Raw genomic sequence first — 26239 nt, forward strand, 5'->3', positions numbered from 1 at the left:
TACAGGTCTCCGGAGCATTGAGGAGGCAGTGGGCACGGGCCCTTCGCTGACTATCCTGAAGCCTGAAGTGACTTCAGGGTCAAGCGGATCGGGCAGTCAGCTGACCCCTTGGTCATCTGTTACTGCGCATGAGTTGCTAAGACTTCATTAAGGTTCGCCCCTCAGGGTAGCGGCTCCCTGTCGCCGGAGCCCGCTCATGATCGCCTTCCCCAGTCTCCCTTCGCGCGGGCGGCGGGCGCCCTGATGCTGCTCGCAGCCTTCTCCCGCCCCCGCGCCTCGGGCTGGCGACCCTGGCGCAATCTGCTGCTCCTGAGCAGTCTGAGTTGCCTGCTGTTGCTGGCCGACGACTTCCTGCAGCAAGGCTTCACGCCAAACAACCGCGCCGAGTTGGAAGCGGGTTACGTGGCCGCGCTCTGGGTGTTCAGCCTGGCGCTCTGGCTGAGCAATCTGCCGCGCCTGGCGGCGTTCATCCTGCTGGGGTTCGCCCTGATGCAGCTGCTGCAGCTGGGCAACCTGAGTTTCTTCGGCGAGCCGCTCAGCGCCATCGACATCCAGGCCCTGCTGGGCGACACCGCGGAGGTGCGCCAGACGCTGTGGCTCAGTCTGCCCGAACACTGGCCGGTGCTGCTGTGCGTGGGGCTGCCCTATGGACTGCTGATCGCCCTGCATCTCCAGCTGCCCGGCCGGGTGCCGCTGCCGGCCAGTCGCTGGGCGCTGATCCTGATCGCCGCGGTGCTGCTGTCCAAACCCTATCGCGCCACCTATCGCAACCTCGATGCCTTCGTGCCCAGCCCCGCGCGCAGCGGGCTGCACAACAGCCTCAACGCCTTTTCCGCCTGGGCGGTGCGCCTGGCCGGGCGTGACGACGTCGTCCTGCCGCCCACCGCCTATGCGCCCTATGGACTGGCCCCGGTGCCCAGCAGCGCGCGGCACGTCTGGCTGGTGGTGGCCGATTCCCTGCGCAGCGATCGCCTGGGCGCCTTTGGCTATGCGCGCGATACCACGCCAAAGCTGTCGGCCTATCTGGCGGCCAATCCCCAAACGCTGATCCGCCCCGGCGTGGCGGCAGGGGTGGCCACCGACGTGAGCCTGCCCTACCTGCTCAATCCGATCCGCGAACCGGGCCAGGACGGACGCCTGCGCAGCGGCGAGATCAACCTGTTTCGCTTCGCCCAGGCCGCCGGCTTTCGCACCCACTGGCTGTCGTCCCAGGAATCCAAGTTGCTGGCGCACCTGGGCAGTCGCTACCTGGACGTCGCCATCACCCGCGAGGACCATCCGCTGCGCTTCCTGCAACGCCAGGACCGTGCCCTGCTGGAGATCCTCGACGAACAGCGGTGGGCGCCGCGCAACTTCGTGGTGCTCAACCTGCGCACCGCGCACCTGCCCTATGCGCAGAACTATCGCCACGAGCGCACCCCGGCGCCCTGGCCGGATAGCGGGGCCGAGGGCCAGGCCAATGCCTACGATAATTCCCTGCACTATCTCGACGGCCTGCTCGCCGAGATCCTCGCCGACTTCGACCGCCTGGACGGCGAGCGCTATCTGATCATCACCGGCGACCATGGCCAGCGGCTGGGGGAGGGCGGTCACTGGGGGCACAACGACCTGGTGCCCGAGGTCAGCGACGTGCCGGTGATCGTGGTGGCGCGGGACGCACCGCCCCAACCCCTGGCCGAGTTGCAGGGCGAGCGCTGGATCAGCCACTACGAGGCCGGCAGCTGGCTGGCGGAGCGGCTGGGGACCCGTATCGACAATCCCAATCGCCGCCCCGACGAGCACTTCGTCCATGGCAAGCTGCTGTTCAGCGACAATTTCGTGCAGCGCGTCTGCGAATCGCCCACCGGCCTGGTGCACCAGCCGCCGCAGCAGCTGAGCACCCTGCTGCTGGATACCACGGCGGCGCCCTGCGGTTAGCGCCGCGGCCGTCTTACCCTTGGCTCCGAGGCGCCGCTACACTGCCGGCGCCTCTTCATCTCAGTCGCAGGATCCCGTCATGTCTTCCGCTTCCTCTGTCTCCCGCTATGCGCGCAGCGCCCGGCTGCTGCACTGGCTCATGGCCCTGCTGGTATTGCTGGCCTATGTGCTGATCCTCAACCGCGGGCAGTTCGAGCGGGGCTCCCTGGAGCGCCAGTGGGTGACGCTCAGCCATTTCTGGGTGGGCCTGCTGGTCCTGGCGCTGGTCTTGCCGCGGCTGCTGGTGCGCCACCGCCATCCGGTACCGCCGATCACGCCGCCGCTGACGCGAAGCCTGGAGACCGTCGGCCGACTGACCCACTACGCGCTCTATGCCTTTCTGCTGGCCCAGCCGCTGCTCGGGCTGTTCACTGTCTGGCTGACCATCGGCGCGGTCAAGATCCCGTCCAGCACCTGGGCGCTGCCTTCGCCCTTCCCGGTGGACCCGGAACTGGCGAAGACGCTAAAGAGCGTGCACCTCTGGCTCGGCAAGGCCTTCTACTGGGTGATCGGCCTGCACCTGCTGGCCGCGCTCTGGCATCACCTGGTGCGCAAGGACGACACCCTGAAGCGCATGCTTTAACGCGGTTCGAGGGCGATGATGCGGTCGCGACCGCCTTCGGCCAGCAGATAGCCGTCGCCCCGCGGCAGCAAGGCCTGGGGCGCGCGCAGGAAGGTCAGGATGGCGCGCGGGGCCGACTGGCGATCCCAGAGCAGCAGACGGGCGCGGTGGGTCGAGTCTTCGCTGATCCACAGGCCGCGGCGGTCGCAGAGCAGAAAGCTCGGCTCGCGCAGATCGCGCAGCGCCGGCGGATCCCGGCCATCGTCGCTCAGCTGGCGCACCAGGCCGCGGGATTTCTCGGTATAGAAGGCACTGCCGTCCGGGCAGCGGGTAAAGGACTCCGCCTCGTCCAGGTGGTCGCGCAGCACCGTCAGGCTGCCATCGGCGGCGTCGTAGCGCAGCAGGCGTCCGGCCCCCTTGCGGTCTTCCACGGCATAGAGCCGCTTGCCTTCGGCCCAGAGGCCCTGGGCGTTGATACCGGTGAAGAGATCGCGACTGCCGGCGGCGTCGAACCAGCGGATGGGATGGGTGCCGCCTTCCTGGCTGTAGGCGAAGCCGTCCTGGTAGGGCACCAGGCCGTCGGGCTTGTACAGCCCCTCGCTGAGCACGCTGCGCCGGCCCTGGGCATCGATGCGCAGCAGGCGGCCCTTGCCGTCCTTGAGTTCTTCCGCGGTGAGCAGGGCATCGCCCTGCCAGGCCAGGGCGCTGGCCTTGGCGATGTCGGCATGGGCCACTTCGTAGCGCCAGCCGGGAGCGGCCTGGGCCGGCCAGAAGCGCTGCCAGGTGAGAAAGCCCAATGCGGCCAGCAGCAGAGCGGCCAGGACGAGGAGGGCGCTACGCCAGAGGCGAGCCATCAGCTGGCAACGGCGGCCAGGTGTTCATGCAGGATGGCCGCGCCGATCACGATCAGCACCACCCCACCGAGCATCTCCGCGCGCTTGCCGACCAGATTGCCCATCACCCGGCCCAGCATCACCCCGGTGGTGACCATGATCATGGTGGCGAGGCCGATGGCCAGGGCGGCGGTGATGATGTTGACGTCGATGAAGGCCAGGCCCACGCCCACAGCGAGGGCATCGATGCTGGTGGCCACGGCGGTCAGGGCCAGCAGCATGAAGGAATGCTGGCGGGGCTTTTCTTCCTCGGCCTCGGGCGCACCGAAGCCGGCCCAGATCATGCGCAGGCCGAGCACGGTGAGCAGGGTGAAGGCGATCCAGTGATCCCAGGGCTGGACGTACTGGGCGGCGGTGAGGCCGACGGCCCAGCCGATTACCGGGGTGATGGCTTCGATGACGCCAAAGATGGCGCCGGTACGCAGGGCTTCGCGCAGGCAGGGCTTGTGCAGGCTGGCGCCCTTGCCGACCGCGGCGGCGAAGGCATCGGTGGACATGGCGAAAGCCAGAAACATCAGGGAAGCGGGGTTCATCGTGACAGCGCCGGCCGGGCTCGATCCACAAGACATCCCCGCACGCCCGGCGTGGCGCGGTGATGCCTCTGGTCTCGCCAACCCTGACTGGCTGTCCTGACCACGGCGGTTGCCGAGTATGTTGATCAGGACGCTTTCCACCGCGGTGGAAGCAGGCTACTCCCCAAAGAGGCCGCCACCTTACCCATCCGGATAGAGAAAGTCTATCTTGTAGATAGTTCTAATATATATAGCCTTGGCTAAATCTTCTGCCGTCGAGTCCTCCAAAAGCGCCGATGAATCCACTGCAGGGCGCGCTGTTACTGGCTTGGGGGCTCGGCACAGGATGCTGTGAGAGACGGCTAGCGGCTACCGGTGCCCTGCGCGGACGTCGCCCAGGGATGCCCGGAGGTCGCTTGCTCCCGCCGAGCAGGGCGGGAAGCGTGCCCTCACTGGTCGCGAGGCCGAGCGCCAGCCCGTCGCCCATGATGGCGCTCTGCCGTCCCCGTTTCGTCATGCCGCTGACACTTAATTGTCACATTTCGGCAATAGCCTAGCGCCAGCCCTCACTAGGTAATGGAGCCACCATGAAACGCACGTTCAGCCTCTCTCTGTTGTTGTCGGCCTTTTGCCTGAGCACCGCCGCTCACGCCGTGGATGTCACGGGCGCCGGCTCGAGCTTCGTCTTCCCCGTTCTGTCGAAGTGGTCGCAAGGCTTCAGCGAGAAGACTGGCAACCGTATCAACTACCAGTCCATCGGCTCCGGCGGCGGCATCGCCCAGATCAAGGCCGGCACCGTGGACTTCGGCGCCACCGACGCCCCCATGAGCACCGACGACCTGCAGAAGGGCGGTCTGGGCCAATTCCCGACCATCATCGGCGGCATCGTGCCGGTGATCAACGTGGATGGCATCGAGCCCGGCAAGCTGAAGCTCGACGGCCCGACCATGGCCAAGATCTTCATGGGCGAGATCAAGACCTGGAACGACCCGGCCATCGCCGCGCTGAACCCCGGCATGAAGCTGCCCGAGGGCGCCATCACCGTGGTGCGTCGTTCCGACGGCTCGGGCACCTCCTACAACTTCACCAACTACCTGGCCAAGGTCAGCCCGGAGTGGAAGGAGAAGTACAACTTCGGCACCACCGTCAACTGGCCGGTCGGTGTGGGTGGCAAGGGTAACGAGGGTATCGCCGCCTACGTGAAGCAGATCAAGGGCTCCATCGGTTACGTCGAGTACGCCTATGCGCTGACCAACAAGATGACCCATGTGCAGCTGAAGAACGCCGCCGGCAACTTCGTGCAGCCCGAAGCCAAGAGCTTCCAGGCCGCCGCCGCCACCGCCGACTGGAAGAGCGCCAAGGACTTCAACCTGCTGATGACCAACGCCCCGGGCGCCGACGCCTGGCCGATCACCGCCACCACCTGGATCGTGATGTACAAGGAACCCAAGAACGAAGAGCGCAGCAAGGTCGCCTTCGACTTCTTCAAGTGGTCCCTGGAGCATGGCCAGAAGGATGCCGCGGCCCTGGATTACGTCCCGGTCCCGGACACCCTGGTCAAGCAGATCGAAGGCTACTGGGCGTCCGACTTCAAGAAGTAAGCACGCCTGTCCCGCCGCCTGGATCCCCTGGGGTCCAGGCGGTTTCGCGCGTCCTTCCAGGTAGACGGAAAGCTCCATGACCGACCAGACCCTGCCCCTCTCCGCCGCTCAGGAACAGCGCATCCGCCGGGATACCCGCGCCGATGTCTGGTTCCGCCGGCTGCTGTTTTCCGCCGCGCTGCTGGTACTGCTGGTACTGGTCGGCGCCGCCGCGTCCACCCTCTGGGGCGGTCGCCACGCCTTCATGACCTTTGGCCTGGACTTCATCACCTCGGCCGAATGGGATGTCGGGGCCGAGAAGTTCGGCGCCCTGGTGCCCATCTACGGCACCCTGATGACCTCCTTCATCGCCCTGCTGCTGGCCGTGCCCACCGCCTTCGGCATCGCCCTGTTCCTCTCCGAGATCGCCCCCACCTGGCTGCGCGGTCCGGTGGCCACGGCGGTGGAACTGCTGGCCGGTATTCCCTCGATCATCTACGGCATGTGGGGCCTGTTCGTCTTCGGCCCCTTCATGGCCGCGCACATCTCGCCCTTCATCAACGACTACCTCGGCGCCATCCCGGTGATCGGGGTGCTGTTCCAGGGGCCGCCGCTGGGCATCGGCATGCTGACCGCCGGCATCATCCTGGCGATCATGATCCTGCCCTTCATCACCTCGGTGATGTACGAGGTGTTTCGCAGCGTGCCGGCGCAGCTCAAGGAATCGGCCTATGCGCTGGGCTCCACCACCTGGGAAGTCTGCTGGGACATCGTGCTGCCCTACACCCGCTCGGCGGTGGTCGGCGGCGCCTTCCTCGGCCTGGGCCGTGCCCTGGGCGAGACCATGGCGGTGACCTTCGTGCTGGGCAACGCCCACCAGTTCTCCCTCTCGCTGATGATGCCGAGCAGCTCCATCGCCTCGGTGATCGCCAACGAATTCAACGAGGCCTACACCGATCTGCACCGCTCGTCGCTGATCGCCCTGGGCTTTTTGCTGTTCGTGGTGACCTTCTTCGTGCTGCTGGCGGCACGGCTGATGCTGACGCAACTGTCGCGCAAGGCAGGTAACTGATGCACATCGACGCCTATCTCTATCGCAAGCGGCGGATCAAGAACGGCATCGCGCTGATCTTTGGCAGCGCCGCCGCCGTGCTCGGCCTGGGTTTCCTGGCCTGGATCCTCGGTACCACCCTGATCAAGGGCGTCAGCGCCCTGAGCCCGGCCATCTTCGTCGAGATGACGCCGCCGCCCGGCGCCGCCGACGGTGGTCTGGCCAACGCCCTGTTCGGCAGCGTGCTGATCACCCTGCTGGCCACCGCCATCGGCGCGCCCATCGGCATCCTCGCCGGACTCTGGTTGGCCGAATACGCCCGCCACTCCAAGCTGGGCCTGGTGGTGCGCTTCGTCAACGACATCCTCCTGTCGGCGCCGTCCATCGTCATCGGCCTGTTCATCTACACCGCCGTGGTGGTGACCCTGAACCAGTACTCCGGCGGCAGCCTGGGCTTCTCCGGATTCGCCGGCTCCCTGGCGCTGGCCATGCTGGTGGTGCCGGTGGTGACCCGTACCACCGACGAGATGATGCAGCTGCAGCCGCCGGCCATGCGCGAAGCGGCCCTGGCCCTGGGCATCCCCCAGTGGAAGGTGACCCTGCAGATCCTCTTGCGCGCCTCCCGCGCCGGCGTGGTGACCGGGGTGCTGCTGTCCATCGCCCGCATCACCGGCGAGACCGCACCGCTGCTGTTCACCGCCTTCGGCAACCAGTACTGGAACGCCGATGTGCTCAAGCCCATGGCCACCGTGCCGGTGACCATCTTCCAGTTCGCCATGAGTCCGTTCGAGAACTGGCAGCACCTGGCCTGGGCCGGCGCCCTGCTGCTGACGCTGTTCGTGCTGCTCCTGAACCTCTCCTCTCGCTTCTTCTTTCGTAACCGGGATTCCAAGTGACTACCATGCAGACGCAGATACCGGAACTGCAGGCGCGCGACGTCGGCTTCCGTTACAAGGGCCACCAGGCGCTCAAGTCGATCAACCTGGACATCGCGGCCAAGCAGATCACCGCCATCATCGGCCCGTCCGGATGCGGCAAGTCCACGCTGCTGCGCATCTTCAACCGCATCTACTCGGAATACCCGGGGCTGGAAGCGACCGGCGAGATCCTCATGGACGGGGAGAACATCCTTGATCCCAAGTACTCGCTGAGCCGCCTGCGCAGCACCATCGGCATGGTGTTCCAGAAGCCGGTGCCCTTCCCGATGTCCATCGCCGACAACGTCGCCTACGGCATCCGCCACCACGAGCGGCTGTCCCGGGTGGAGCTGCAGGATCGCGTCGAGCAGGCCCTGCGCGGCGCGGCGCTGTGGGACGAGGTCAAGGACAAGCTCAACCAGAGCGCCCTGGGTCTCTCCGGCGGTCAGCAGCAGCGGCTGTGCATCGCCCGTACCATCGCCCTGCGTCCGCGGGTGCTGCTGCTGGACGAGCCGACCTCGGCGCTGGACCCCATCTCCACCGCGCGCATCGAACAGCTGCTGGCCGAACTCAAGCAGGAGTTCACCGTGGTCATCGTCACCCACAACATGCAGCAGGCGGCGCGTTGCTCCGACGTCACCGCCTTCATGTACCTGGGCGAGCTGATCGAAGTGGACAAGACCGACAAGATCTTCACCAAGCCGGACAAGAAGCAGACCGAGGACTACATCACCGGTCGCTTCGGCTGAGGATTTCGCCGGCTCTCGGCAAGGCCACTCCCCGGAGTGGCCTTTTTCATGGGCGAGCGGAAAGGGGCGGGGCAGGGCGGTCGCCTGGTTTCTCGGCGGAGAAAATTGTCTTCACGTCCGAGAAAGACTTTTTCCGAGCTGGCAACGCATGGCGTTACCGTGAAATTTTCATTTAATTTCAAAGGCTTGTATTAAAAGTTTTACTTTATTGAAGGCAAAACGACATCTCTTCTGCCGAGACTGACCCAGCTTCGTGACGGGCTGCACTGCCAGCCACCACCCCTGGATTGTCTTGAAAGGAGATCTGCCGATGTCTGTTAACCCTTATCGATTCACGGCGCTGTTCTCGGGTGTGCTCCTGGCCACCTGCTCGGCCACCGCGAGTGCCGCTGTCGATGAGAAGCTGCTCGACATGCTCAAGGCCAACGGCTCCATCACCCCCGCCCAGTACGCCGAATTGCGCGGCGACCTGCAGCAGGAGCAGCAGGCGCGTGCCGCCCAGGTCGCCCAGCAGCAGAAGACCTCCGACTTCGAGAAGAAACTGGCCTGGGCCGCCAAGACCCAGATCAAGGGCGATGTGCGGGTGCGCCATGAGAGCATCGACATCAGCGGCGAGCCGGACAACGGTCGCGACCGCGACCGCCAGCGCATCCGGGCGCGACTGGGCGCCTACAGCGAGATCAATCCGCAGGTGGACACCGGCATCCGCATCGCCACCGGCGGCGGCGACGATGCCCGCTCCACCAACCAGGACCTCAACGGCTACTTCAACAAGAAGCAGCTCTGGCTGGACCAGGCCTATATCGACTACCACCCCACGGCGCTGCCGAATCTGCACCTGGTGGGCGGCAAGATGGGCCAGCAGTGGGTCAGCACCGGCGACGTCATCTGGGACGCCGACATCAACCCCGAAGGCCTGGCCGGCACCTACAAATACGACCTGGGCGGCGGCGCCGAGCTGTTCGGCAGCACCGGCTACTATGTGCTCAAGGACAACGTCGACGGCGAGGGCTATGAGTTCAAGCACGACCTGCGCCTCTACGCCGGCCAGCTGGGCAGTCGCTTCAACCTGGGCGATGCCGCCAAGCTGATGGTCGGCGGCAGCGTCTACGCCTACGACAAGGACCAGGACAGCACCTGCCCGACCACCGGTTCGGTCACCTCGCCCTGCGCCCTGGCGGTGAATGGCAACACCACCGACCGCTTCCAGCTCTACGAAGGCTTCGCCCAGCTGGACCTGACCAAGCTGTGGGTGCCGCTGTCCTTCTATGGCCAGTACGTGGTCAACGACAAGGCCGACGACGGCGAGGACACCGCCTGGCTGGTGGGCGCCAAGACCAAGCTGATGCAGCGGGTCGGCCTGGAATACAACTACCGCGATGTCCAGCGCAACGCCGTGGTGGGCGCCTTCACCGACTCCGACTTCGGCAACGGCTCGACCGGCGCCCGCGGCCACAAGCTCAAGCTCGGCTACGACATCGACAAGAACTTCGGCGTCGGCCTGACCTATTTCCTCGCCGAGTCCGACACCGCCAGCCGCTTCCGCACCGATGCCGACGTGAAGACCCTGCAGCTGGACCTGGAAGCCAAGTTCTAACCACGGCCCTCAGGTCGTGCTCCGCTTGAACCGCCCTCGGGCGGTTCTTTTTTGCCTGCGCGATGGAGAGATTCGCCTGGCACCTGTTGGGCTTCGCTGCGCTCAATCCAACCTACGCCGGAGCCGCTGCTTTTCCCCCTCTCCCTCCAGGAGAGGGCTGGGGTGAGGGAGGCTCTTACCTGCTCGATGGCGAGGTTCGCCTGGCACCTGTTGGGCTTCGCTGCGCTCAATCCAACCTACGCCGGAGCCGCTGCTTTTCCCCCTCTCCCTCTGGGAGAGGGCTGGGGTGAGGGAGGCTCCCGCCCACTAACGCTCCACCCTGATCTCCACCAGCTTGCCGTCGATGAACTTGAGGTGGCGCGAGGCGCCGTTCTCCGGGGCATAGGTCCAGAACTGGGTCTCGGCGGCATTGAACTTGGGCACGTTGTTGTTGCGCAGTGCCGGCGGATTGATCTTACGCTCGGCCGGGGCGCCACAGGCGGCGAGGACCTGTTCGACGCTGTCGCCTTCCTCGACGAGACTCTGGCCACAGCGCAGGCTGGCCTGGGCGAGGAGGGGACACAGCAGGACGATCGGCAGCAACTGACGGGGCTTCATGAGGACTCCAGGGCAGGACGTTCGCCAAGCTTAGCCAACCGCCGAACGACGTGCCCGGCGCAAAGTCTCGGTCAACTCCGCCGCCAGGGCATAAAGCCTGCGTAACGGCGCGGGACAGCCGCCGGCGGAAGGCGTATTGCTGGACACCCCTTCCGCCAGAGCCCGGTCCGCATCATGGTCGCGATTCAAGCCCGCCTGCCCGTCGCCACCCCCGCTCCCCGTCCCGAACCCGTGCTGCACCTGCCGGCCAGCAGCACCCTGCTGATCATCGTCGAGCGCAAGGAAGACTGGTCGGACTACCTGCCTAGCGAAAGCATCGTCACGGCCCAGGAGTATCTGGAAGACCGCCGTCTCACCGCGGGCGGTGGCCGCATCCAGGTGCTCAACCTCTGTCGCAACTACCGCTATCTGGGCCACGGCTACTATTGCTCGCTGCTGGCGGAGGCGCGCGGTCATCGCGTCATCCCCTCGGTGCGGACCCTGAGCGAACTCAATCGCAAGGCGCTCTACGGCCTGCTGCTGGAAGACCTCGACGCCCTGGTGGACCAGGCGCTGGCCGAGCACCCACTGGGCGCCACCGAGGGCTTCACCCTCAACCTCTATTTTGGCCGCACCGAGTTCGCGCCGCTGCAGGCGCTGGCCAGGCAGCTGTTCGACGCCTTCCCGTGCCCGATCCTGCAGGTGGAGTTGCGCCACAGTCGCCACTGGCACATCGCCGGGATCAAGAGCGGCGCCCTGCACCGCCTGCAGGACGCCCAGCAATACGCCTTCGCCGATGCCCTGGATGCGTTCAACCGACGCATCTGGCGGCAACCGGCCTCGCGGCGCCAGGCGCGCTACGACCTGGCCATCCTGCATGACCCGGAGGAGTCCTTGCCGCCCTCCAATGCTGCGGCCCTGGCCGGTTTCGTCGCCGCCGGGCGTGATCTGGGGGTGGCCGTGGAGCTGATCGAGCGCAAGGACTACGGCCGGCTGGCGGAATACGACGCCCTGTTCATCCGCGCCACCACCCGGGTCGACGACCACACCTATCGCTTCGCCCGCAAGGCCGAGAGCGAAGGCCTGGTGGTGCTGGACGATCCCGCCTCCATCCTGCGCTGCACCAACAAGGTGTTTCTCAGCGACCTGCTGGCCCAGCACGGCCTAGGCATGCCGCGTACCGAGATCCTCTATCGCGAACGACCCCAGGAACTGGAAGAGGTGGGGCGGCGCCTGGGCTATCCGCTGGTGCTGAAGATTCCCGACGGCTGCTTTTCCCGCGGCGTGCTCAAGGTGGCCGACGCCGCCGAACTGCGCCAGGCCGCGGCGGAGCTGTTCGAGCGCTCGGTACTGCTGCTGGCCCAGGAGTACCTCTACACCGAATTCGACTGGCGCATCGGCGTGCTTGCCGGCGAACCGCTCTATGCCTGTCGCTACTTCATGTCCGCCGGTCACTGGCAGATCTACAACCACAAGGCGGAATCCGGCAGTACCGGAGGGCGCTGCGAGGCGGTGGCCATCGCCGCGGTGCCTCCGGCGGTGTTGGAGCTGGCGGTGCAGGCCGCCGACCTGATCGGCGATGGCCTCTATGGCGTCGATCTCAAGCAGGATCGGGATCGGCTGGTGGTCATCGAGGTCAACGACAACCCCAATCTGGACGCCGGTATCGAAGATGGCCTGCTGGGCGAGAGCCTCTATCGACGGGTGCTGGAGGATTTCGTCCGGCGCCTGGAGCAGCGGCGCCAGGGCTGGTAGGAGCACGCCATGATCGAAGCCTTCACCCTGCGGGAGGGTGGCCTGCTGCCGGCGGGCGACCGCTCGGCGCCGGTGCTGCTGTGCAGCGATCCGGATGCCCGGGAGCGCGCCTGGCTGCAACAGGCCTTTCCCCTGGACAGCCACCGCCTGGCCTCGGCGCTCGACCCGGACGAGGTCTCGCGCCTGGAAGTGCAGGGCGACGAACTCTTCCTGATCTGGAAGCGTCCGGAACGCTATGCCGGCGGGGCGCGCTTCGCCTTCGAGGTGTCTTCCTTCGGCTTGCTCTGGCATCCCGAGCGGCTGGTGGTCATCTCCGCCGGCCCGTCGCTGCTGGCCGGCGAGGGGCCGTTGCAGCCGCTGCACGATCCGCTGGATGTGCTGGTGGAGTTGCTGTTTCGCAGCGTCCATCACTACCAGGGGCATCTCAAGGTCATCAGGCTGGTCGGCCGCGAATTGCAGCAGCGCTTCGACAGCTCCCTGGGCAACGAGCATCTGCTGCAGATGTTCAATCTCAGCGAGAGCCTGATCCATTACATCAACGCCCTGCAGGGCAACGGCGCGGTGCTCGACCGACTGCGGCAAGTCGCCGAAAGGCGCGAACTGGGCGAGGCGCTGCGGGCGCGCCTGGAAGACCTCATCATCGAGAACGACCAGTGCCGCCGCCAGGCCGACCTCTACGCCACGGTGTTCGCCCGCCTCATGGATGCCCGCGGCAACCTGGCCAACAACAGCATGAACCTGACCCTGCGCAACCTCACGCTGATCAACGTGGTGTTCCTGCCGCTCAACCTCATCGCCGGCATCGGCGGCATGTCCGAATTCAGCATGATGACCGCCGGCCATCCCTGGTGGCTGTCCTATTCACTGCTGCTGGTGGCCATGGCTGCCTTGAGTCTCGCCCTGACCTGGATCCTGCGCCGCTCGTTGCGGCGTCGGGCCGAATCCGCCGCGCGCGCGGCCTAGCGCGCTTCATCGACAGCATCAGAGGACAATATGGAAAAGCAGCTGCTCGGCCTGGGCATCGTCCTGGCGATTCTGGCCTTCGGCCTTCTGACCCTGATCGTCGATCTGCGTCGCGGCCGGCGCCAGCACCGCGCGGCGGTGCTCAGCCAGGAAAGCCACGACTCAGATAGCGCGAACCGGCCAGACCGAAGCGCCAGGGCATCTCGCGTGCGCGACTGATGCCGATACGCGGGCCCGCGAGCACCGCCACCTCGGCAGCCGCCGGCTCCAGCAGGAAGGGCGGCTCGGTCAGCGGCAGGCCATCGTGACTGCCGTCGATGGCGAGGGCCTGGCACAGCCTGCCGGGACCGGCACAGAGCAGGCGATCGGCCAGCCCGCCCCGGCGTTCGCGCATCACCTCCAGCCCCCACAGGGGCTCCAGCGCGCGGATCAGCACGCCGGCGCCATGCCCGGCTTCGCGGCAGACCAGGTTGAAGCACCAGTGGATGCCGTAGGAGCGATAGACATAGGCATGGCCGGGCGGGCCGAACATGGCGCGGTTGCGCGGAGTCGGGCCGGAAAAGCTGTGGGAGGCCGGGTCTTCGCCGTCGTAGGCCTCGGTCTCGACGATGAGGCCGCCGACGCCCGCGACCCTGAGCGTGGCGCCGATCAGTTGCCGGGCGACCTCGTTCACCGGGCGGGTGAAATCCAGATCGCTCACGCCTCGGGCTCCGGTTCTTCCAGAATCAGCGCCGCATGCACCATGGCCAGGTGACTCAAGCCCTGGGGAAAGTTGCCCAGGGCTGCGCCGTCATGGGGATCGCGCATCTCGGTCATCAGGCCGACGCCATTGAGACTGGCGGCCAGCACCTCGCGCATCAGTTCGCGCGCCTGATCCACCTCGCCCAGCACGGCATGCGCCTCGACCATCCAGTAGGAGCAGGCAAGAAAGGCCCCTTCCTCCCGTTCGGCGCCGCTGTAGCGATAGACCAGCGGACCGCGGGCCAACTCGCGGCGAATGGCCGCCAGGGTACTCACCGACCGCTCACCCCCGTCGAAGCCGAAGCGGATACCGAGCAGCAAGCCGGCGTCCAGGCGCTCGGTGCCGGCATAGAAGGTATAGGCCTGCTTGCGCTCGCTCCAGCAGTGTTCGTTGACCCAGTCACGGATGCGATCGCGCTCGCGCTCCCAGCGGCCACACATGGCGTCGGGGATGTGCCCTTCGCGGGCCAGGGTCACGGCGCGATCCAGGGCGAACCAGCAGCCCAGCTTGGACAGGGTGTAGTGGCGCTCTTCGGGCAGCTCCCACATGCCGGCATCCGGCTGGCGCCAGCCATCGGCGCAGAGATTGGCCAGGTCGGTGAGCAGGCTGGAAGTGGCGAAATCCAGCACATGGCCCTTGCTGGCATAGAGGCGAAAGGTCTCCAGCAAGTCGCCATAGAGACTCAGCTGGCACTGGGCGCTGGCCCGGTTGCCGACGCGGACCGGCTGGGAGTCGCGATAGCCCGGCACGGGAATGGTGCGCTCTGCCGGTGCCAGCTCACCCTGCAGGGTAAAGCAGGTGTGCAGGCGATTGCCGTGGCGGCGGATGACGTTCTGGATCCAGGCCAGGGCCGCCTGGGCCTCGCCGAGGGCACCCAGGCGCAGGAAGGCCTTGATGGTAAAGACCGCATCGCGCACCCAGGCATAGCGGTATTCGTAGTTCTTGTCGCCGCCGATGCGTTCCGGCAGCGAGGTGGTGGCCGCGGCGACGATGGCGCCGGTGGGGGAGTAGAGCAAGAGCTTGAGGGCCAGCGCCGAGCGCTTCACCTCGCTGAGGAATTCGCCGCGATAGGCAAAACCCTGGGCCCACTCGCGCCAGGCCTGGTCGCTGCGGTCGATGCGCTGGTCCACCTCGTCCAGCGAGGGCACCACCAGCGGTTCGTTCTCGGTCGCGGTCAGCGCCAGGACGCTGCGTTGCCCGGCTTCCAGCACCAGGCGTGCCACCAGGCGGCGGTCGTCGCACTGGAGGATCTCCAGCCGCTCGCAATACCTCAGGGTGGCCATGACCCCGTCGACGTGCATGACCTCGCCATTGGGCGTGCTGCGCATCCAGGGCGAGACGGTCTGGCCCTGGGTGCCGGGCACCAGTTCGATGCGCAGCTCGACCCGTCCGGACAGGCCTTCCACCCGGCGCCCCAGTTCGCACCAGGGCAGGCGACCGGCCGAGCCGCTGTTGAGCGATTCGGTCAGGCGCACGCTGCCATCGGCGGTGTGGAAACAGGTTTCCAGCACATTGCTGTCTTCCCGGTAGGCCCGCTCGACGCGGTAGTCGGCCACCGGGACGATCGAAAAGAAACCGCCGGCCGGGGCGTCCAGCAGGCGGTCGAACAGCGGGGCGGAATCCATGTTGGGTACGCACCACCAATCCAGCGAGCCGTCCGGCGCCACCAGGGCGACCGAACGGCCGTCGGAGAGGGCGGCATAGCCCGCCAGGGGCGCGTAGCCGTCCTGGCGGGCGGGGTCGAAGGCCGCCACGGCCGTCAGCCCATGCCTCCGGTGGCGCCATAGACCTCACCGGTCACATAGCTCGATTCCTGGGAAGCCAGCAGCACATAGATGGGTGCCAGTTCCGCCGGCTGCCCGGGACGCTTGAACACCGTCTCGCCACCAAAGGTGGGGATCTTTTCCTGGGGCTGGCCGCCGCTGGGCTGCAGCGGGGTCCAGAAGGGACCGGGAGCCACGGCGTTGACGCGGATGCCCTTGCTGGCGACCTGCTTGGCGAGGGCCTTGGTGAAGTTGGTGATGGCCGCCTTGGTCGAGGCGTAGTCCAGCAGGAATTCGGAAGGCTGGGTGGCCTGGATCGAGGTGGTGTTGATGATGGCGGCGCCGGCCGGCAGGTGCGGCAGGGCGGCCTTGCACAGCCAGAACAGGGCGTAGACGTTGGTCTTTTAGGTGGCGTCGAACTGCTCGGTGGTCAGCTCGGCGATGTCCTGCACCGCGGTCTGCTTGCCGGCCACGTTGACCAGGATGTCCAGACCGCCCAGGGCCTCCTTGGCCTTGCTGACCAGTTGGGTGCAGAAGGCTTCGTCCTTCAGGTCACCGGGAACGCAAACGGCCTTGCGACCCTCGGCTTCCACCAGCTTGACCACTTCCTGGGCGTCGGCCTCTTCCTCGGGCAGGTAGTTCAGCACCAGATCGGCACCCTCGCGGGCATAGGCGATGGCCGTAGCCCGACCGATCCCCGAATCCGCACCGGTGATCAGTGCCTTGCGCCCGGCCAGTCGACCGAAACCCTTGTAGCTGGTCTCGCCATGATCGGGGAGCGGCTCCATGACCTGAGCCAGACCCGGAGCCTCCTGGGGCTGCTGGGGAAATTCCGGCTGGGGATACTGGGTGAGGGGGTTCTGCATGGCGTATTGGTTGTCGCTGGACATGACATCTCCTGAAGGGGGCCAAAAGGCGCCCGTTTGGCATCTTTTCGATGACGTTCAAGGAAATGGAGCCACGACGCGCAGGAGAGGTTCCCGCCGATTCATAGGGGTTGTATCGAGCTGGACAGCTTTCTTACCCCGTTTTTACCCACGACTACGCCTTTTCCGGCCCGCCCTGGCGTCCAATGACGACGAGAAGGGAAGGGCCCTTCTGGAGTGGAGGTAAAGGTGGTGATGAAAGGCGTCAAGGTGGCCGTGCTGGCGGCCCTGTTGTCCCTGTCCGGTTGTTGGCTGTTCATGCCACCGCCTGGAGGGGGTGGTCATGGTGGCCACGGCGGGCCCGGCGGAGGCCTGGAGCAAAGGGGGCCGCGCTAGGCGTCTCGCTCAGGCGTCGAGCGGCTCCAGTCGCAGGGCGACACCGGTCCGTTGCAGGGTGAGGATATCCGCCTCGCGACAGCCGATCAGCCGGCCTTCGGCGGTGCGCAGCTGGTCGTCTTCCAGCTGGGCATAGGACTCTGGCTGCCTGCCATCCCCTCCGACCATGATGTACAGCTGCCCGCACAGCAACTGGCCTGCCAGACGGCCATCGTCCAGGCCGATCAGGCGATAGCTGCGACGGGCATCGTAGGTAAAGCGCATGGGAGCATCCATTCAGGTGTTTCAGCTCAGAGCCGCGCGGGCGCGCAATGTTCAATTGCGAACATGGGCGCGCCGGGTCAGCCGGTCCATGGCCATGCCGAAAGCCTGCCCCTCGCAGGGGCGAGGGCACGCTGACCGCTGGTCGGAAGTTTCCTGAACGGCCGATCAATAACGGAATTGCGCCACCAGGCCCTGGAACGAGGTGGCCAGTCGCGACAGCTCCTGGCTGGAGGCGGCCGTCTGCTGGGCACCGGTGGCGGTCTGGGTGGAGAGGTCCTGGATATTGACCAGATTACGGTCCACTTCGCGGGCGACCTGGGCCTGCTCCTCGGCGGCGCTGGCGATCACCAGGTTGCGTTCCTCGATCTGGGCGACCCCGGCGGCGATGCGGTCTAGGGCTTCACCCGCCTGGTTGGCGCGCGCCTGGGTGCTGTCGGCCAGGGACTGGCTCTTGTGCATGGCGCTCACCGCTTCTTCGGCGCTGCTGCGCACGGCGCTCATCATGCGTTCGATCTCACCGGTGGAACCCTGGGTGCGATGGGCCAGGGCGCGGACCTCATCCGCCACCACGGCGAAGCCGCGGCCCTGTTCGCCGGCCCGAGCGGCCTCGATGGCGGCATTGAGCGCCAGCAGGTTGGTCTGCTCGGCGATCCCGCGGATCACCTCCAGCAACTTGCCGATCTCGCGCACCTGGCCTTCCAGGGTCTGTACCTTCTGGGTGGAATCGGTGATCTCGCCGGTCATCACCGCCATGGCCTGGGCCGCCTGCTGCACCTGCTCGCGACCCTGCTGGGCTTCGCGGCTGGTGTCCTGGGAGGCGGTGGAGGTGGAGGCCGCATTGCGCGCCACCTCTTCCACAGCCGCGGTCATCTGGTTCACCGCGGTGGCGGCCTGCTGCAGTTCATCGTGCTGGCGGACCTGACCTCGGGAAGTCTCCTCGGTCACGGCGTGCAGTTCCTCAGCGGCCGCGGCGAGCTGGCTGGAGGCACCGGCCATCTGTTGCACGGTGTCTTTCAGGCTGCGCTGCATGCCACCCAGCGCTTGCAGCAGTTGCCCGGCCTCGTCACGGCGCGAACTCTGGATCGCCTGGGTCAGGTCGCCCTGGGCGACGCGCTCGGCGCTGGTCACCGCCTGGCGGATCGGCGTGACGATCATTCGGGTGATGATGATGCCCAGCGCCAGGGCGCAGAGCGTGGCGAGCAGCAGGCCCAGGCCGAGTGCCCAGACGGCCTGCCGGTAGGCAGCATGCGCCGCCTCCCCGGCTTCGGCACTCTGGCGCTTGTTGGACTGGATCATGATCTTGAACGAGGCCATGGTCTTGCGATAGGTGGGCTGCACCTGCTCGTTCAGCAGCTTGGCGGCACCGGCGACGTCCTTGGCGGCCAGCCGCGCCAGGATGGCATCGGTACCCGCGATATAGCTCTTCCAGTCCTGCTCGAAGGCATCGCCGGCCTGCTTTTCATCGGCCTGCAGCGGCGTGGTGCGATAGGCTGCAAAGGGTTTCTCGGCATCGGCCTGATTGTCACGTAGGGAGGCGATGACGGTCTGTTGGTCGCTCTGGGGCGCCTCGCCATAGGCCATGGACAACACGCGGAACAGATCGCGGTTGTGGCCGATGACGTTGCTCTTGGCATCGTTGAGCAGGGTGATGGAGAGCAGCGTGTCGTTCAACACGTTGTCCAGTTGAGCGTTGACGCTGCGGATGCCGCTCAGGCCAACCGCACCGATGCTCAGGGTGATGGCCGTGCACAGGCCAAAGGCCACGGCGAGTTTCTTCGCCAGCGCCAGATTGTTGAACCAGACCATGGAGCCTTCCTTTCTGCGAGGTGGGTTTCAGCCAAGTTGCGCTGGATACCCTCGCTATCGGCACCTACAGTCCGACCTTTAGGTGGCCCCGAAGCGTTCGAATCCGCCTTCAACGCGCCCATAGAGATCATCAAGTAGTCGATTGGCCACCAGGGCGTCCGCCAGACTGGCCAGTTCCGGCCGCGGCTGGCCGAGCAACTGGTCGAACACCGCCTGGGCGCCCTGGGGTACGCCGGGGTCCACCCCTTCGACCAGCACCTGGCGATGGCCCTTGGCGTTGTGCAACACCAGCCGCCCCGCGGAGAGCTCCAGGGTTCCCTCGCTGCCGTCCAGTCGAATGGCCAGGCGCGGACCGCGCAGGGTGGCGCTGGCACGCAGATGAATCGGCAGAACACCGGCCTGGAGCAGGGCCTCGCCGCCATGATCCAGTGGCCAGCGCGGATCGCGGTCCAGCCGACTGTGCGTGACGGTCAGGGCCTCACCGCTTAGCCAGGCGCTGAAATCCAGCAGATGCACCGCCAGATCGCCAAAGGCGCCATAGCCCATGCGGCACTCGTCCAGGTGCGCCGGCCAGTCGCTGAGCCAGCCCTCCAGCAGCCCGGGGTGGCCGGCGGTGAGCGACAGGTGACTTAAATCACCGATGGCGCCGTCCCGCGCCCGCTGGCGCAACAGCTGCAGGGCCGGATCGGTGCGCAGATAGAAGCCACTGAAGCAGGACCGTCCGGCGAGCTGTTCGGCCAGGGCGGTGGCCCGGGCGGCCGAGACGGCCAGCGGCTTTTCCACGAAGAGATGACGAGCACGCGGAAGCAGGGCGGTCACGGCCGCCTCGTGATCCTCGATCGCGGTGGTGACGAAGGCCAGGTCCACCGAGGGCAGCCGGGTGAAGTCGTCCACTACCGGCAGATCATGAGGGGCGGCGAGGCGCCGGGCGCGGGCGGGATCCCGTTCGCTGGCCACCGCCACCACCCGCACCCGCGGATCGGCCAGGCTGGTGTCCAGGTAGTCCTGGGCGTGGATCTGTTCGCAACCGACGATGGCAACGCTGAGCATGACGAGGGGTCCTCTAACGGCAACTGTTCCGTTATGGGACCCCTGGTCTGCCGCTAAGCTTCCCCGATCAGGCCGGCTGGTAGGCTTTGCCGAAACGGTTGGCCAGGAAGGCCTCCATGTCCACCTGCTCCTGGGCGATGAAGCCACGCTGCGGCAGCTTGCCTTCGCGGAACAGGTCCAGGGCGGTGCAGATGCCGGCGGCGGTGGTGATCTGGATGGCGCTGGTCAGGCGACCGTCGCGCTCGGCGGCAAAGATCTTGCGGCTGAACACCTCCTGCACCAGCTTGCCGCCGCGCATCCCACTGACGGTGACGAACACCAGCACCACGTCCTGCATGGTGGTGGGCACGGCGCCGCGCAGGATGGTCTTGAGCTGCTCTTGGTCACTGGCCAGGCGCAGGTCTTCCAGCAGGAACTTCATCAGGTCGCGGTGACCGGGATAGCGCACGGTCTTGTAGTCCAGGGTTTCCACCTGGCCCTGCAGGGTCTCGCAGAGGGTGCCCAGGCCGCCCGAGGTGTTGAAGGCCTCGTATTCCACGCCGTCCAGGGAGAAGTGCTCCAGGCCTTCCAGCGGCTGCACCAGTTGCAGCTCGCCGTTGCGCACGGCTTCGCAGGGGTGGCAGTACTCGTTGACCAGGCCGTCGACACTCCAGGTCAGGTTGTACTTGAGGGCGTTGGTGGGAAATTCCGGCAGGGCGCCGACGCGCATCTTCACCTCGCGCACGCTGTCGAAGCGCTTGGCCAGGGAGTGGGCGGCGATGCCGATGAAGCCCGGCGCCAGACCGCACTGGGGCATGAAGGCATTGCTCGCGCCTTCGGCCAGCTGGCGGATGGTCTTGGTGGCCTTGACGTCTTCGGTCAGGTCGAAATAGTGGGTATTGGTGGCCTTGGCCGCCTGGGCCACGGAAATCGCCAGGTGATAGGGCAGGGCATTGAGCACCACGTCCTGGTCGTCCAGGGCCGCGGCCAGGGCGCTGGCGTCGGCGGTATCCAGGGTCCGGGTCTTGACGCCCAGGGCCGCAATAGCCGCCAGGGCGCGCTCGTCGCGATCCGCCACCGTCACCTGATAGTCGCCACTGGCGTGCAGCAATTGCGAAATGGTGTAGCCGATATGGCCGGCGCCGAGCAGGGTGACTTTCATGGCGGATCCTCCGTGGTTGAGGCTCCAGCTTAAAAAGTGGCGCTGTCAGATGTGAGCATCAGAGCGTCGAACTGTCGTCTCTTATTTGACGAATCGTCGGGGGTTTCGACGATTCGATGGAGGTGCTCGTTTCATCTGGCTTTTTGCTTATCGCCCTAGGCGAAAGGCTGTCGAGCACGCCACAGGAATCTGGATACAGGTCGGCGCCGCGTACCGCCGCCTTCTATAAGCCAGGGAATCGGCCACAGCGGGTGGCCGCTTCAAGGAGGAGAGACCATGGTCGTGGACAATGCAGCATGGGTAAACGCCTGTTACTGGGGCGTGCTGGGCCGTGCCCCGGATGCGGAAGGCTTTCGCTTCTGGGTCGCCAAGCTGGACGAGGGCTTGAGCACCGCCCAACTGGTCCGCCTGTTCCTCAATGGTGCCGAGCGCCTGCAGGCGCAACCCGCCGACGAGAGCGCCAGCGCCTTCATCGACGGCTGCTATGGCGATTTGCTTGGCCGCAGCGCCGATGCCGGTGGCAAGGCCTTCTGGCTGGGCCGGCTGGAGACGCTCGGCAGCACCCACCAGGATGCCCGCGCCGCGGTCATCGTCGAGATGATCGACTACCTCGGCCGCCCGGATGGCCAGAGCGCCGATCAGCAGCTGTTCCAGACGCGCCTCGCGCAATGGGAGCCGCTCACGCCGGGCCTCGCCCTGCACGAGGACACCGGGGTGTCGGCCACCGATGGCATCACCCGCAACGGCCAGGTGGACGTGACCCTGCCGGATGGGGTGACGGCCTGGAGTTACAGCCTGGATGGCGGGCAGAGCTGGACCGCCGCGAGCGCCGGCAGCCACACCCTGCAACTGGTCGCGGGCTACTACCAGGCGGATCAGCTGCAGGTCAGCTATCGGGAAGACGGGGGCACCACGCGGACCCTTACTAATGAAACACCCTGGCAGGTCGACAATCAGGGGGCCGCGCTCTATCTGCTCAGCACTCATGGCCCTACCACCGAGAATCTGTTGCGATTCCACTTCTACATCGACAACGACGTAGAGCAATGGCGCAGTTCCAGCGATGGCGGCCAGACCTGGCAGCAGGGGGAGGGACGCTGGCCTGCACCTAAGCTGGAGCCGGGCTTCTATGCGCAGGGCTCGATCCAGGTTGAGACCACCGATACGGCTGGAAACGTCTTGGTGACGACCCTGCCGCGTGACCTCGAGGTGCTACCTGCCGACTTCACTCCACCGCTACTGACAGGTATCGATCAGCATTCCTACTACAGCCCTGGTGCTGAAAATCACATCAACCTGTTTTTCGACAGCTCCATTTATCGCGGCACCCGGGATCTTTACTCGGAAGCCTATCCGATACCGGTGAACGTGGACCCGGCGGTACTGGAGAAAGCCTTTGTGCTCGATGTCACCACCGGCGCGAAGATCGGCTTCGAGTTGGTCACCACGGTGAGACATCTGACCAGCCAGCTTGACATTCGCCTGGCGAGTGATTTGGTAGAAGGACATCAATACAGCGTCTACCTGCCCGAAGCCTTCGTCTACGACGCCTACAACAACCCCAGCGACGAACTGACCCTGCTGGGTGCCAGCAACACCTTCGTCGCGGCCTGATCAGGCCATTGGGGTCTCTCGCAGTGGCCCCTCCTACCCAGGCACCACCCGCAACAGCTGCCCGTCTTCGCCATCGGTGAGCAGCCAGAGATTGCCGTCCGGTCCACTGCGCACGTCGCGCAGACGCTGGTCCAGCTCCTGGAACAGGAGCTCCTGCTGACCGAGCTGGCCGTTCACCAGCGGTATTCGCCGCACCGATTTTTCCCGCAGCGCCGCCACGAACAGACTGCCGCGCCAGGCGGGAAAGCCCTGGCCGTCGTACCAGGTCATGCCGGCCGGGGCGATGGAGGGGGTCCACTCCAGCAGTGGTGGAGTGATGCCCGGCAATTCACGGAAGGGCGAGATGCGCGCGCCGGTGTAGTCCACGCCGCCGGTGGTCAGCGGCCAGCCATAGTTGGCACCGCTGCGGATCAGATTGAGTTCGTCGCCGCCCTTGGAGCCGTGCTCGTGCTCGTACAGCGCCTGGCGCTCGGCCACCCAGACCAGGCCCTGGGGATTGCGATGGCCCAGGCTGTAGATCTCCGGCAGGGCGCCGGGTCGCTTGATGAAGGGATTGTCCGCCGGCACCTGGCCGTCGCGGGTGATGCGCACGATCTTGCCCAGATGGGTATCCAGTCGCTGGGCGTCGGTACGTTCCACGTTGCCATCACCCAGGGCGATGGCCAGGGTGCCGTCGCCGAGCAAGGCCATCCGCGCCCCGAAGTGCTGGCCGAAGGCCTTGGCCGGCTGACTGGTGAACAACGGCTGGACGTCCTGCAGGCGTTCGCCCTCCAACCGCGCGCGTACCACCCTCAAGTGATTGGCCTGGCGCGTGCCTGTCGCATAGGAGAGATAGATCAGCTGGTTGCGCGCGAAGTCCGGATCCGGCAGCACCTCGAACAGACCGGCCTGGCCTTCGGAGTAGAGGTCCGGCAGTCCGGTGATGGCTTGCGCCTGCAGCCCGAGGCGACCTGCGCCGTCCGGGACCAGCAGCCGCAAGCGCCCGGCGCCCTCGGTCAGGAGCGCCCGGCCATCGGGCAGGAAGGCCAGCGACCAGGGCCGGTCCAGTCCGGTCGCCACCGTCTCGATCCGATAGGCTGGCGTCGCCAGCGCCAGCGGAACCGCCAGCAGGGCCAGCCAAGCCAGCCAGGCCCAGCGGCCGGAAGCTTTAGGTAACGCTTGAGGTCTACTCCGGGTACCCGCTTTCGCTAGCATCTGCCTCTCTCCAAGGGATCTTCCGACCATGCCTCAACCGCTCTGGCGCGCCCTGTTGCAAGCGCGCACCCTGCTGGCGTTCGCCGGGGCCCTGCTGCTGGCCACCGCCTGGGGCAGCCTGGTGCAGACCCAGTACAACCTGGCCGCCCTCCAGGGGCTCGGCCAGCCGATCGACCTGCCCACGCGCTGGCGGACCTCGCTGGAGGATCTGCTGGGCTTCGGACCCGTCTATGCCGCGATCGTGCTCGCCGCTTGGTTACCAGCCTTTGCCGCGGCCCTCTGGCTCGGTCGTCACGGCGGTGCCTATCGCGCCTGCCTGCTGCCGCTGGCCAGCAGCCTCAGCCTGGTCGCTGCCATCCGCCTGATCGACGCCTTCGCGCCCATGCCCGTGCTCATCTATGCGACGCGCACCCTGGAGGGGCTGCTGGCGATGGCCGTGGGTGGATTGCTTGGCGGGCTGCTGTTCATCTGGCTGGCGCGCTCGGTGGTCCCGCGCTAGGGGAGGGCGCTTAGGACGAGGTCAGCTTCATCAGCACCAGTCCGCTGACGATCAGCGCGGCGGCCAGGATGCGCAGCGGACTCGCCGCCTCGCCCAGCACCAGAATGCCCACCGTGAAGGCGCCGACCGCGCCAATGCCGGTCCAGATCGTATAGGCGGTGCCCAGCGGCAGGCTGCGCATGGAGATCGACAGCAGCGCCACGCTGGCCACCATGGCGACCCCGGTGATCAGCGTGGGCGTGAGACGGGTGAAGCCCGCGGACTGCTTCATATAGAACGCCCAGACCACCTCGAGCAGTCCCGCGCACAGCAGATAGAACCAAGCCAACGACGGCCTCCTGTAAAACCGGGCCGTCCCGGAACGCTGCCCACCGATCGCCGGGGTCGTCCCCGGGGGCCAAGAGAGAAGGGCGGCAGGCTGCTCCACCGCCTGATCGGCTCTACTATCCTAGCCGTTCATGGCCGCGCCGTTCGACCCGGCCTGGCAGTCGCTACCCATCACCCGCTAGCGCGGCTGGCAGATCTGCATGGCGATCCCGTCGAATTCCCGGTCGAAGTTGGCGCGTTCGGCCGCGCTGAGAAAGCCTTGCTGCCCGACCAGGGCATCGGTCTGGCTGCGCACCGCGGCAATGCGCTCGCTGAAGGCGGTCGCCTGTTCCTGACTGATCCGCTGCGCCTTGCGCGCCGTGCTCACATCCGCCAGCAGCACATTGGCGCGCATGGATACATGCGCCTGCCGCGGATCGGTGATGGCGCCGCCCAGCTCACCCGGGAGTTCACGCTGCTGCTGCAGATTGCAGCTGGGCAAGCCAAGATCGTCGCGCGGTCGTTGTTCCTTGGTACAGGCGCCCAGGGCGAGCGGCAGCAGCAACAGGGGAATCAGGGATTTCATCCAGGTCTCCTCGGAGTGGCCGTGGTGGAGACCTTGAGAGCCCGGGACGGGCGCTTCGTTCAAGAATGGCTCTGCGCCGGGCCTTGGCAAACGCCTTGAAGCCCTAGTCGTCCCGCCGCGCCTGCCGTTCCAGCGCCGCCAGCTGCAGCCGCGCGCCGTCGGCCACCGGCCCCCTGCCAACCGCGCTGCTCTGCAGCAGCGACAGGTTGAGGGCGTGCGCCGCTGCCTCTATCCCCGGACGCAGGGCATGGCCGGCCTGGGCCAGGGCGGTGTCTTCGGTCAGGAGCGGAGCGGCGAGAAAGAGGGTGACCGAGCTGGTCAGGAGGTATCTCATAAGGCGTCCTTGCAGGGTGATCACCAGGGTATCGGCATCCGGCCGGCCTGTTGGAGCGGGTCTAGAGGTCAGAGCTTAGAGCAGAATCGCGTTAGCACCAGGGATAATGGTCAGATAATTCACGCCGGTGATCTGGCGATCGCCTTTTACAGAACGTTTTGAGCGTCTCGGAACGGCTTGAGCGACAGCCATAAACAACAAAGCCCGCGCGATGGCGGGCTTTGCTGAGGTTCACGCGACGGTGAACGGGAGATGGCGCACTCGGCGGGATTCGAACCCACGACCCCTGCCTTCGGAGGGCAGTACTCTATCCAGCTGAGCTACGAGTGCAGCGATTCGGTGACGCTGAATCGGTCGCCATCATACTCACCTTGCCTCCGACCGTCCATGCCCGCATGCACGATGTTGTTGATTTTGAACGACTGTTTCGCGGGGCTTGGCAAGGGCTGCATAAACAAGGAGGAAGTCCGCGCGAAAACCGCTCCGGCGCTCTTGCGCGGGGGTTCAATATTCTCCTAGGATGCGTTCAATATTTCGAACGCCCAGGGTGGTTCGGACGTTGCTCGA

25 protein-coding genes, 1 tRNA gene, 2 pseudogenes and 1 riboswitch are annotated in these 26239 nt (G+C 66.3%); of the genes and pseudogenes, 11 read left to right on the forward strand and 17 right to left on the reverse strand.

Annotated elements, in window-relative coordinates; all coding sequences use genetic code 11:
* The first annotated feature begins 243 nt into the window (after positions 1-243).
* Positions 244-1917 (forward strand): phosphoethanolamine transferase, encoded by a 1674-nt coding sequence (locus ACZ5R1_RS04065; RefSeq protein WP_115945288.1) that lies wholly within the window; start codon positions 244-246, stop codon positions 1915-1917.
* Between the two features lie 79 nt (positions 1918-1996).
* Positions 1997-2539 (forward strand): cytochrome b, encoded by a 543-nt coding sequence (locus tag ACZ5R1_RS04070; protein ID WP_027600894.1) that lies wholly within the window; start codon positions 1997-1999, stop codon positions 2537-2539.
* On the opposite strand, the gene ACZ5R1_RS04075 is transcribed toward ACZ5R1_RS04070, so the two are convergent.
* Both ACZ5R1_RS04075 and mntP read right to left on the reverse strand, forming a co-directional pair.
* Positions 2536-3372 carry an SMP-30/gluconolactonase/LRE family protein gene (locus tag ACZ5R1_RS04075; RefSeq protein WP_108582460.1) on the reverse strand — a complete coding sequence of 279 codons (837 nt, stop codon included), beginning with the start codon at positions 3370-3372 and terminating at the stop codon, positions 2536-2538. The two genes, ACZ5R1_RS04070 and ACZ5R1_RS04075, sit on opposite strands and share 4 nt — an antisense overlap.
* Positions 3372-3944 carry a manganese efflux pump MntP gene (mntP, locus tag ACZ5R1_RS04080; protein ID WP_007160734.1) on the reverse strand — a complete coding sequence of 191 codons (573 nt, stop codon included), beginning with the start codon at positions 3942-3944 and terminating at the stop codon, positions 3372-3374. The genes ACZ5R1_RS04075 and mntP overlap by 1 nt, the downstream gene beginning before the upstream one ends.
* 9 nt (positions 3945-3953) lie before the next feature.
* A riboswitch (yybP-ykoY riboswitch) is annotated at positions 3954-4116 on the reverse strand.
* A 394-nt stretch (positions 4117-4510) separates the two neighbouring features.
* On the opposite strand from mntP, the gene pstS reads away from it, so the two are divergent.
* From pstS to ACZ5R1_RS04105, 5 genes are all read left to right on the forward strand, one after another.
* Entirely contained in the window at positions 4511-5524 is a 1014-nt protein-coding gene (gene pstS / locus ACZ5R1_RS04085; protein ID WP_027600129.1) for a phosphate ABC transporter substrate-binding protein PstS, read from the forward strand.
* Between the two features lie 76 nt (positions 5525-5600).
* The gene (gene pstC, locus ACZ5R1_RS04090) at positions 5601-6575 is read left to right on the forward strand and encodes a phosphate ABC transporter permease subunit PstC (RefSeq protein ID WP_007160736.1); all 975 of its coding nucleotides are present in this window, start codon (positions 5601-5603) and stop codon (positions 6573-6575) included.
* Entirely contained in the window at positions 6575-7450 is an 876-nt protein-coding gene (gene pstA / locus ACZ5R1_RS04095) for a phosphate ABC transporter permease PstA (RefSeq protein WP_007160737.1), read from the forward strand. The genes pstC and pstA overlap by 1 nt, the downstream gene beginning before the upstream one ends.
* 5 nt (positions 7451-7455) lie before the next feature.
* Positions 7456-8220, forward strand: a complete 765-nt coding sequence (pstB, locus tag ACZ5R1_RS04100; protein WP_017638707.1) for a phosphate ABC transporter ATP-binding protein PstB — start codon at positions 7456-7458, stop codon at positions 8218-8220.
* 310 nt (positions 8221-8530) lie between these two features.
* The gene (locus ACZ5R1_RS04105) at positions 8531-9817 is read left to right on the forward strand and encodes a putative porin (RefSeq protein ID WP_007160739.1); all 1287 of its coding nucleotides are present in this window, start codon (positions 8531-8533) and stop codon (positions 9815-9817) included.
* Positions 9818-10123: 306 nt separating this feature from the next.
* On the opposite strand, the gene ACZ5R1_RS04110 is transcribed toward ACZ5R1_RS04105, so the two are convergent.
* The gene (locus ACZ5R1_RS04110) at positions 10124-10414 is read right to left on the reverse strand and encodes a DUF2845 domain-containing protein (RefSeq protein ID WP_042137026.1); all 291 of its coding nucleotides are present in this window, start codon (positions 10412-10414) and stop codon (positions 10124-10126) included.
* Positions 10415-10588: 174 nt separating this feature from the next.
* Between ACZ5R1_RS04110 and ACZ5R1_RS04115 the strand changes: the two genes are divergently transcribed.
* Entirely contained in the window at positions 10589-12148 is a 1560-nt protein-coding gene (locus ACZ5R1_RS04115) for a RimK family protein (RefSeq protein WP_115945289.1), read from the forward strand.
* 9 nt (positions 12149-12157) lie between these two features.
* Positions 12158-13111, forward strand: coding sequence for a magnesium transporter CorA family protein (locus ACZ5R1_RS04120; protein WP_074584000.1), 954 nt, complete (start codon positions 12158-12160; stop codon positions 13109-13111).
* A gap of 18 nt (positions 13112-13129) precedes the next feature.
* Here ACZ5R1_RS04120 and ACZ5R1_RS04125 read toward each other — a convergent pair whose 3' ends face one another.
* The 9 genes and pseudogenes from ACZ5R1_RS04125 to ACZ5R1_RS04165 all read right to left on the reverse strand — a co-directional run bounded on the left by ACZ5R1_RS04125 (position 13130) and on the right by ACZ5R1_RS04165 (position 21139).
* Positions 13130-13270 (reverse strand): hypothetical protein, encoded by a 141-nt coding sequence (locus tag ACZ5R1_RS04125; protein WP_181902004.1) that lies wholly within the window; start codon positions 13268-13270, stop codon positions 13130-13132.
* On the reverse strand, positions 13254-13811 hold the full coding sequence (locus ACZ5R1_RS04130; protein WP_115945290.1) for a DNA-3-methyladenine glycosylase: 558 nt from the start codon (positions 13809-13811) through the stop codon (positions 13254-13256). The genes ACZ5R1_RS04125 and ACZ5R1_RS04130 overlap by 17 nt, the downstream gene beginning before the upstream one ends.
* A complete protein-coding gene (locus ACZ5R1_RS04135) occupies positions 13808-15607 on the reverse strand; it encodes a glycoside hydrolase family 15 protein (protein WP_115945291.1) in 1800 nt (599 codons plus the stop codon). The genes ACZ5R1_RS04130 and ACZ5R1_RS04135 overlap by 4 nt, the downstream gene beginning before the upstream one ends.
* A gap of 5 nt (positions 15608-15612) precedes the next feature.
* A pseudogene (locus ACZ5R1_RS04140) lies at positions 15613-16506 on the reverse strand (SDR family oxidoreductase).
* Positions 16507-16887: 381 nt separating this feature from the next.
* Complete coding sequence (locus ACZ5R1_RS04145) at positions 16888-17142, reverse strand: hypothetical protein (RefSeq protein WP_007160747.1); 255 nt, start codon at positions 17140-17142, stop codon at positions 16888-16890.
* A 165-nt stretch (positions 17143-17307) separates the two neighbouring features.
* Positions 17308-18171, reverse strand: coding sequence for a methyl-accepting chemotaxis protein (locus tag ACZ5R1_RS04150; RefSeq protein ID WP_420030751.1), 864 nt, complete (start codon positions 18169-18171; stop codon positions 17308-17310).
* 42 nt (positions 18172-18213) lie between these two features.
* Positions 18214-18948, reverse strand: a pseudogene (locus ACZ5R1_RS04155) (MCP four helix bundle domain-containing protein); the annotation flags it as partial.
* A 78-nt stretch (positions 18949-19026) separates the two neighbouring features.
* Positions 19027-19998, reverse strand: a complete 972-nt coding sequence (locus tag ACZ5R1_RS04160; RefSeq protein WP_115945293.1) for a Gfo/Idh/MocA family protein — start codon at positions 19996-19998, stop codon at positions 19027-19029.
* A 67-nt stretch (positions 19999-20065) separates the two neighbouring features.
* Positions 20066-21139: a saccharopine dehydrogenase family protein gene (locus ACZ5R1_RS04165; protein ID WP_115945294.1), complete on the reverse strand. Its 1074-nt coding sequence runs from the start codon at positions 21137-21139 to the stop codon at positions 20066-20068.
* A gap of 276 nt (positions 21140-21415) precedes the next feature.
* On the opposite strand from ACZ5R1_RS04165, the gene ACZ5R1_RS04170 reads away from it, so the two are divergent.
* Positions 21416-22753, forward strand: coding sequence for a DUF4214 domain-containing protein (locus tag ACZ5R1_RS04170; protein ID WP_288471622.1), 1338 nt, complete (start codon positions 21416-21418; stop codon positions 22751-22753).
* A 33-nt stretch (positions 22754-22786) separates the two neighbouring features.
* Here ACZ5R1_RS04170 and ACZ5R1_RS04175 read toward each other — a convergent pair whose 3' ends face one another.
* Positions 22787-23947 carry a PQQ-dependent sugar dehydrogenase gene (locus ACZ5R1_RS04175; RefSeq protein WP_288504813.1) on the reverse strand — a complete coding sequence of 387 codons (1161 nt, stop codon included), beginning with the start codon at positions 23945-23947 and terminating at the stop codon, positions 22787-22789.
* A gap of 28 nt (positions 23948-23975) precedes the next feature.
* Between ACZ5R1_RS04175 and ACZ5R1_RS04180 the strand changes: the two genes are divergently transcribed.
* The gene (locus ACZ5R1_RS04180; RefSeq protein WP_288471626.1) at positions 23976-24446 is read left to right on the forward strand and encodes a hypothetical protein; all 471 of its coding nucleotides are present in this window, start codon (positions 23976-23978) and stop codon (positions 24444-24446) included.
* 10 nt (positions 24447-24456) lie between these two features.
* Here the strand turns inward: ACZ5R1_RS04180 and ACZ5R1_RS04185 are convergent, their stop codons facing one another.
* From ACZ5R1_RS04185 to ACZ5R1_RS04200, 4 genes are all read right to left on the reverse strand, one after another.
* Positions 24457-24774: a DMT family transporter gene (locus tag ACZ5R1_RS04185; RefSeq protein ID WP_115945297.1), complete on the reverse strand. Its 318-nt coding sequence runs from the start codon at positions 24772-24774 to the stop codon at positions 24457-24459.
* Between the two features lie 177 nt (positions 24775-24951).
* A complete protein-coding gene (locus tag ACZ5R1_RS04190; RefSeq protein WP_115945298.1) occupies positions 24952-25338 on the reverse strand; it encodes a hypothetical protein in 387 nt (128 codons plus the stop codon).
* A gap of 103 nt (positions 25339-25441) precedes the next feature.
* Positions 25442-25672, reverse strand: a complete 231-nt coding sequence (locus tag ACZ5R1_RS04195; RefSeq protein ID WP_077171562.1) for a hypothetical protein — start codon at positions 25670-25672, stop codon at positions 25442-25444.
* 253 nt (positions 25673-25925) lie between these two features.
* Positions 25926-26002 (reverse strand) — tRNA-Arg (locus tag ACZ5R1_RS04200).
* Positions 26003-26239 lie beyond the last annotated feature (237 nt).

The sequence above is a fragment of the Pseudomonas sp. Pso3 genome (assembly GCF_055393275.1).

Excerpts from the sequence above, each read along its gene's own strand:
- ACZ5R1_RS04075 (WP_108582460.1), bottom strand. The coding sequence starts at position 3,372 with ATGGCTCGCCTCTGGCGTAGCGCCCTCCTCGTCCTGGCCGCTCTGCTG.
- ACZ5R1_RS04190 (WP_115945298.1), bottom strand. The coding sequence starts at position 25,338 with ATGAAATCCCTGATTCCCCTGTTGCTGCTGCCGCTCGCCCTGGGCGCC.
- pstA (WP_007160737.1), top strand. The coding sequence starts at position 6,575 with ATGCACATCGACGCCTATCTCTATCGCAAGCGGCGGATCAAGAACGGC.
- ACZ5R1_RS04195 (WP_077171562.1), bottom strand. The coding sequence starts at position 25,672 with ATGAGATACCTCCTGACCAGCTCGGTCACCCTCTTTCTCGCCGCTCCG.
- ACZ5R1_RS04170 (WP_288471622.1), top strand. The coding sequence starts at position 21,416 with ATGGTCGTGGACAATGCAGCATGGGTAAACGCCTGTTACTGGGGCGTG.
- ACZ5R1_RS04160 (WP_115945293.1), bottom strand. The coding sequence starts at position 19,998 with ATGCTCAGCGTTGCCATCGTCGGTTGCGAACAGATCCACGCCCAGGAC.
- ACZ5R1_RS04070 (WP_027600894.1), top strand. The coding sequence starts at position 1,997 with ATGTCTTCCGCTTCCTCTGTCTCCCGCTATGCGCGCAGCGCCCGGCTG.
- pstB (WP_017638707.1), top strand. The coding sequence starts at position 7,456 with ATGCAGACGCAGATACCGGAACTGCAGGCGCGCGACGTCGGCTTCCGT.
- ACZ5R1_RS04150 (WP_420030751.1), bottom strand. The coding sequence starts at position 18,171 with ATGCAGCGCAGCCTGAAAGACACCGTGCAACAGATGGCCGGTGCCTCC.
- ACZ5R1_RS04180 (WP_288471626.1), top strand. The coding sequence starts at position 23,976 with ATGCCTCAACCGCTCTGGCGCGCCCTGTTGCAAGCGCGCACCCTGCTG.
- ACZ5R1_RS04120 (WP_074584000.1), top strand. The coding sequence starts at position 12,158 with ATGATCGAAGCCTTCACCCTGCGGGAGGGTGGCCTGCTGCCGGCGGGC.
- mntP (WP_007160734.1), bottom strand. The coding sequence starts at position 3,944 with ATGAACCCCGCTTCCCTGATGTTTCTGGCTTTCGCCATGTCCACCGAT.
- ACZ5R1_RS04145 (WP_007160747.1), bottom strand. The coding sequence starts at position 17,142 with ATGCGCTTTACCTACGATGCCCGTCGCAGCTATCGCCTGATCGGCCTG.
- ACZ5R1_RS04105 (WP_007160739.1), top strand. The coding sequence starts at position 8,531 with ATGTCTGTTAACCCTTATCGATTCACGGCGCTGTTCTCGGGTGTGCTC.
- ACZ5R1_RS04110 (WP_042137026.1), bottom strand. The coding sequence starts at position 10,414 with ATGAAGCCCCGTCAGTTGCTGCCGATCGTCCTGCTGTGTCCCCTCCTC.
- pstC (WP_007160736.1), top strand. The coding sequence starts at position 5,601 with ATGACCGACCAGACCCTGCCCCTCTCCGCCGCTCAGGAACAGCGCATC.
- ACZ5R1_RS04165 (WP_115945294.1), bottom strand. The coding sequence starts at position 21,139 with ATGAAAGTCACCCTGCTCGGCGCCGGCCATATCGGCTACACCATTTCG.
- ACZ5R1_RS04065 (WP_115945288.1), top strand. The coding sequence starts at position 244 with ATGCTGCTCGCAGCCTTCTCCCGCCCCCGCGCCTCGGGCTGGCGACCC.
- ACZ5R1_RS04175 (WP_288504813.1), bottom strand. The coding sequence starts at position 23,947 with ATGCTAGCGAAAGCGGGTACCCGGAGTAGACCTCAAGCGTTACCTAAA.
- ACZ5R1_RS04115 (WP_115945289.1), top strand. The coding sequence starts at position 10,589 with ATGGTCGCGATTCAAGCCCGCCTGCCCGTCGCCACCCCCGCTCCCCGT.
- pstS (WP_027600129.1), top strand. The coding sequence starts at position 4,511 with ATGAAACGCACGTTCAGCCTCTCTCTGTTGTTGTCGGCCTTTTGCCTG.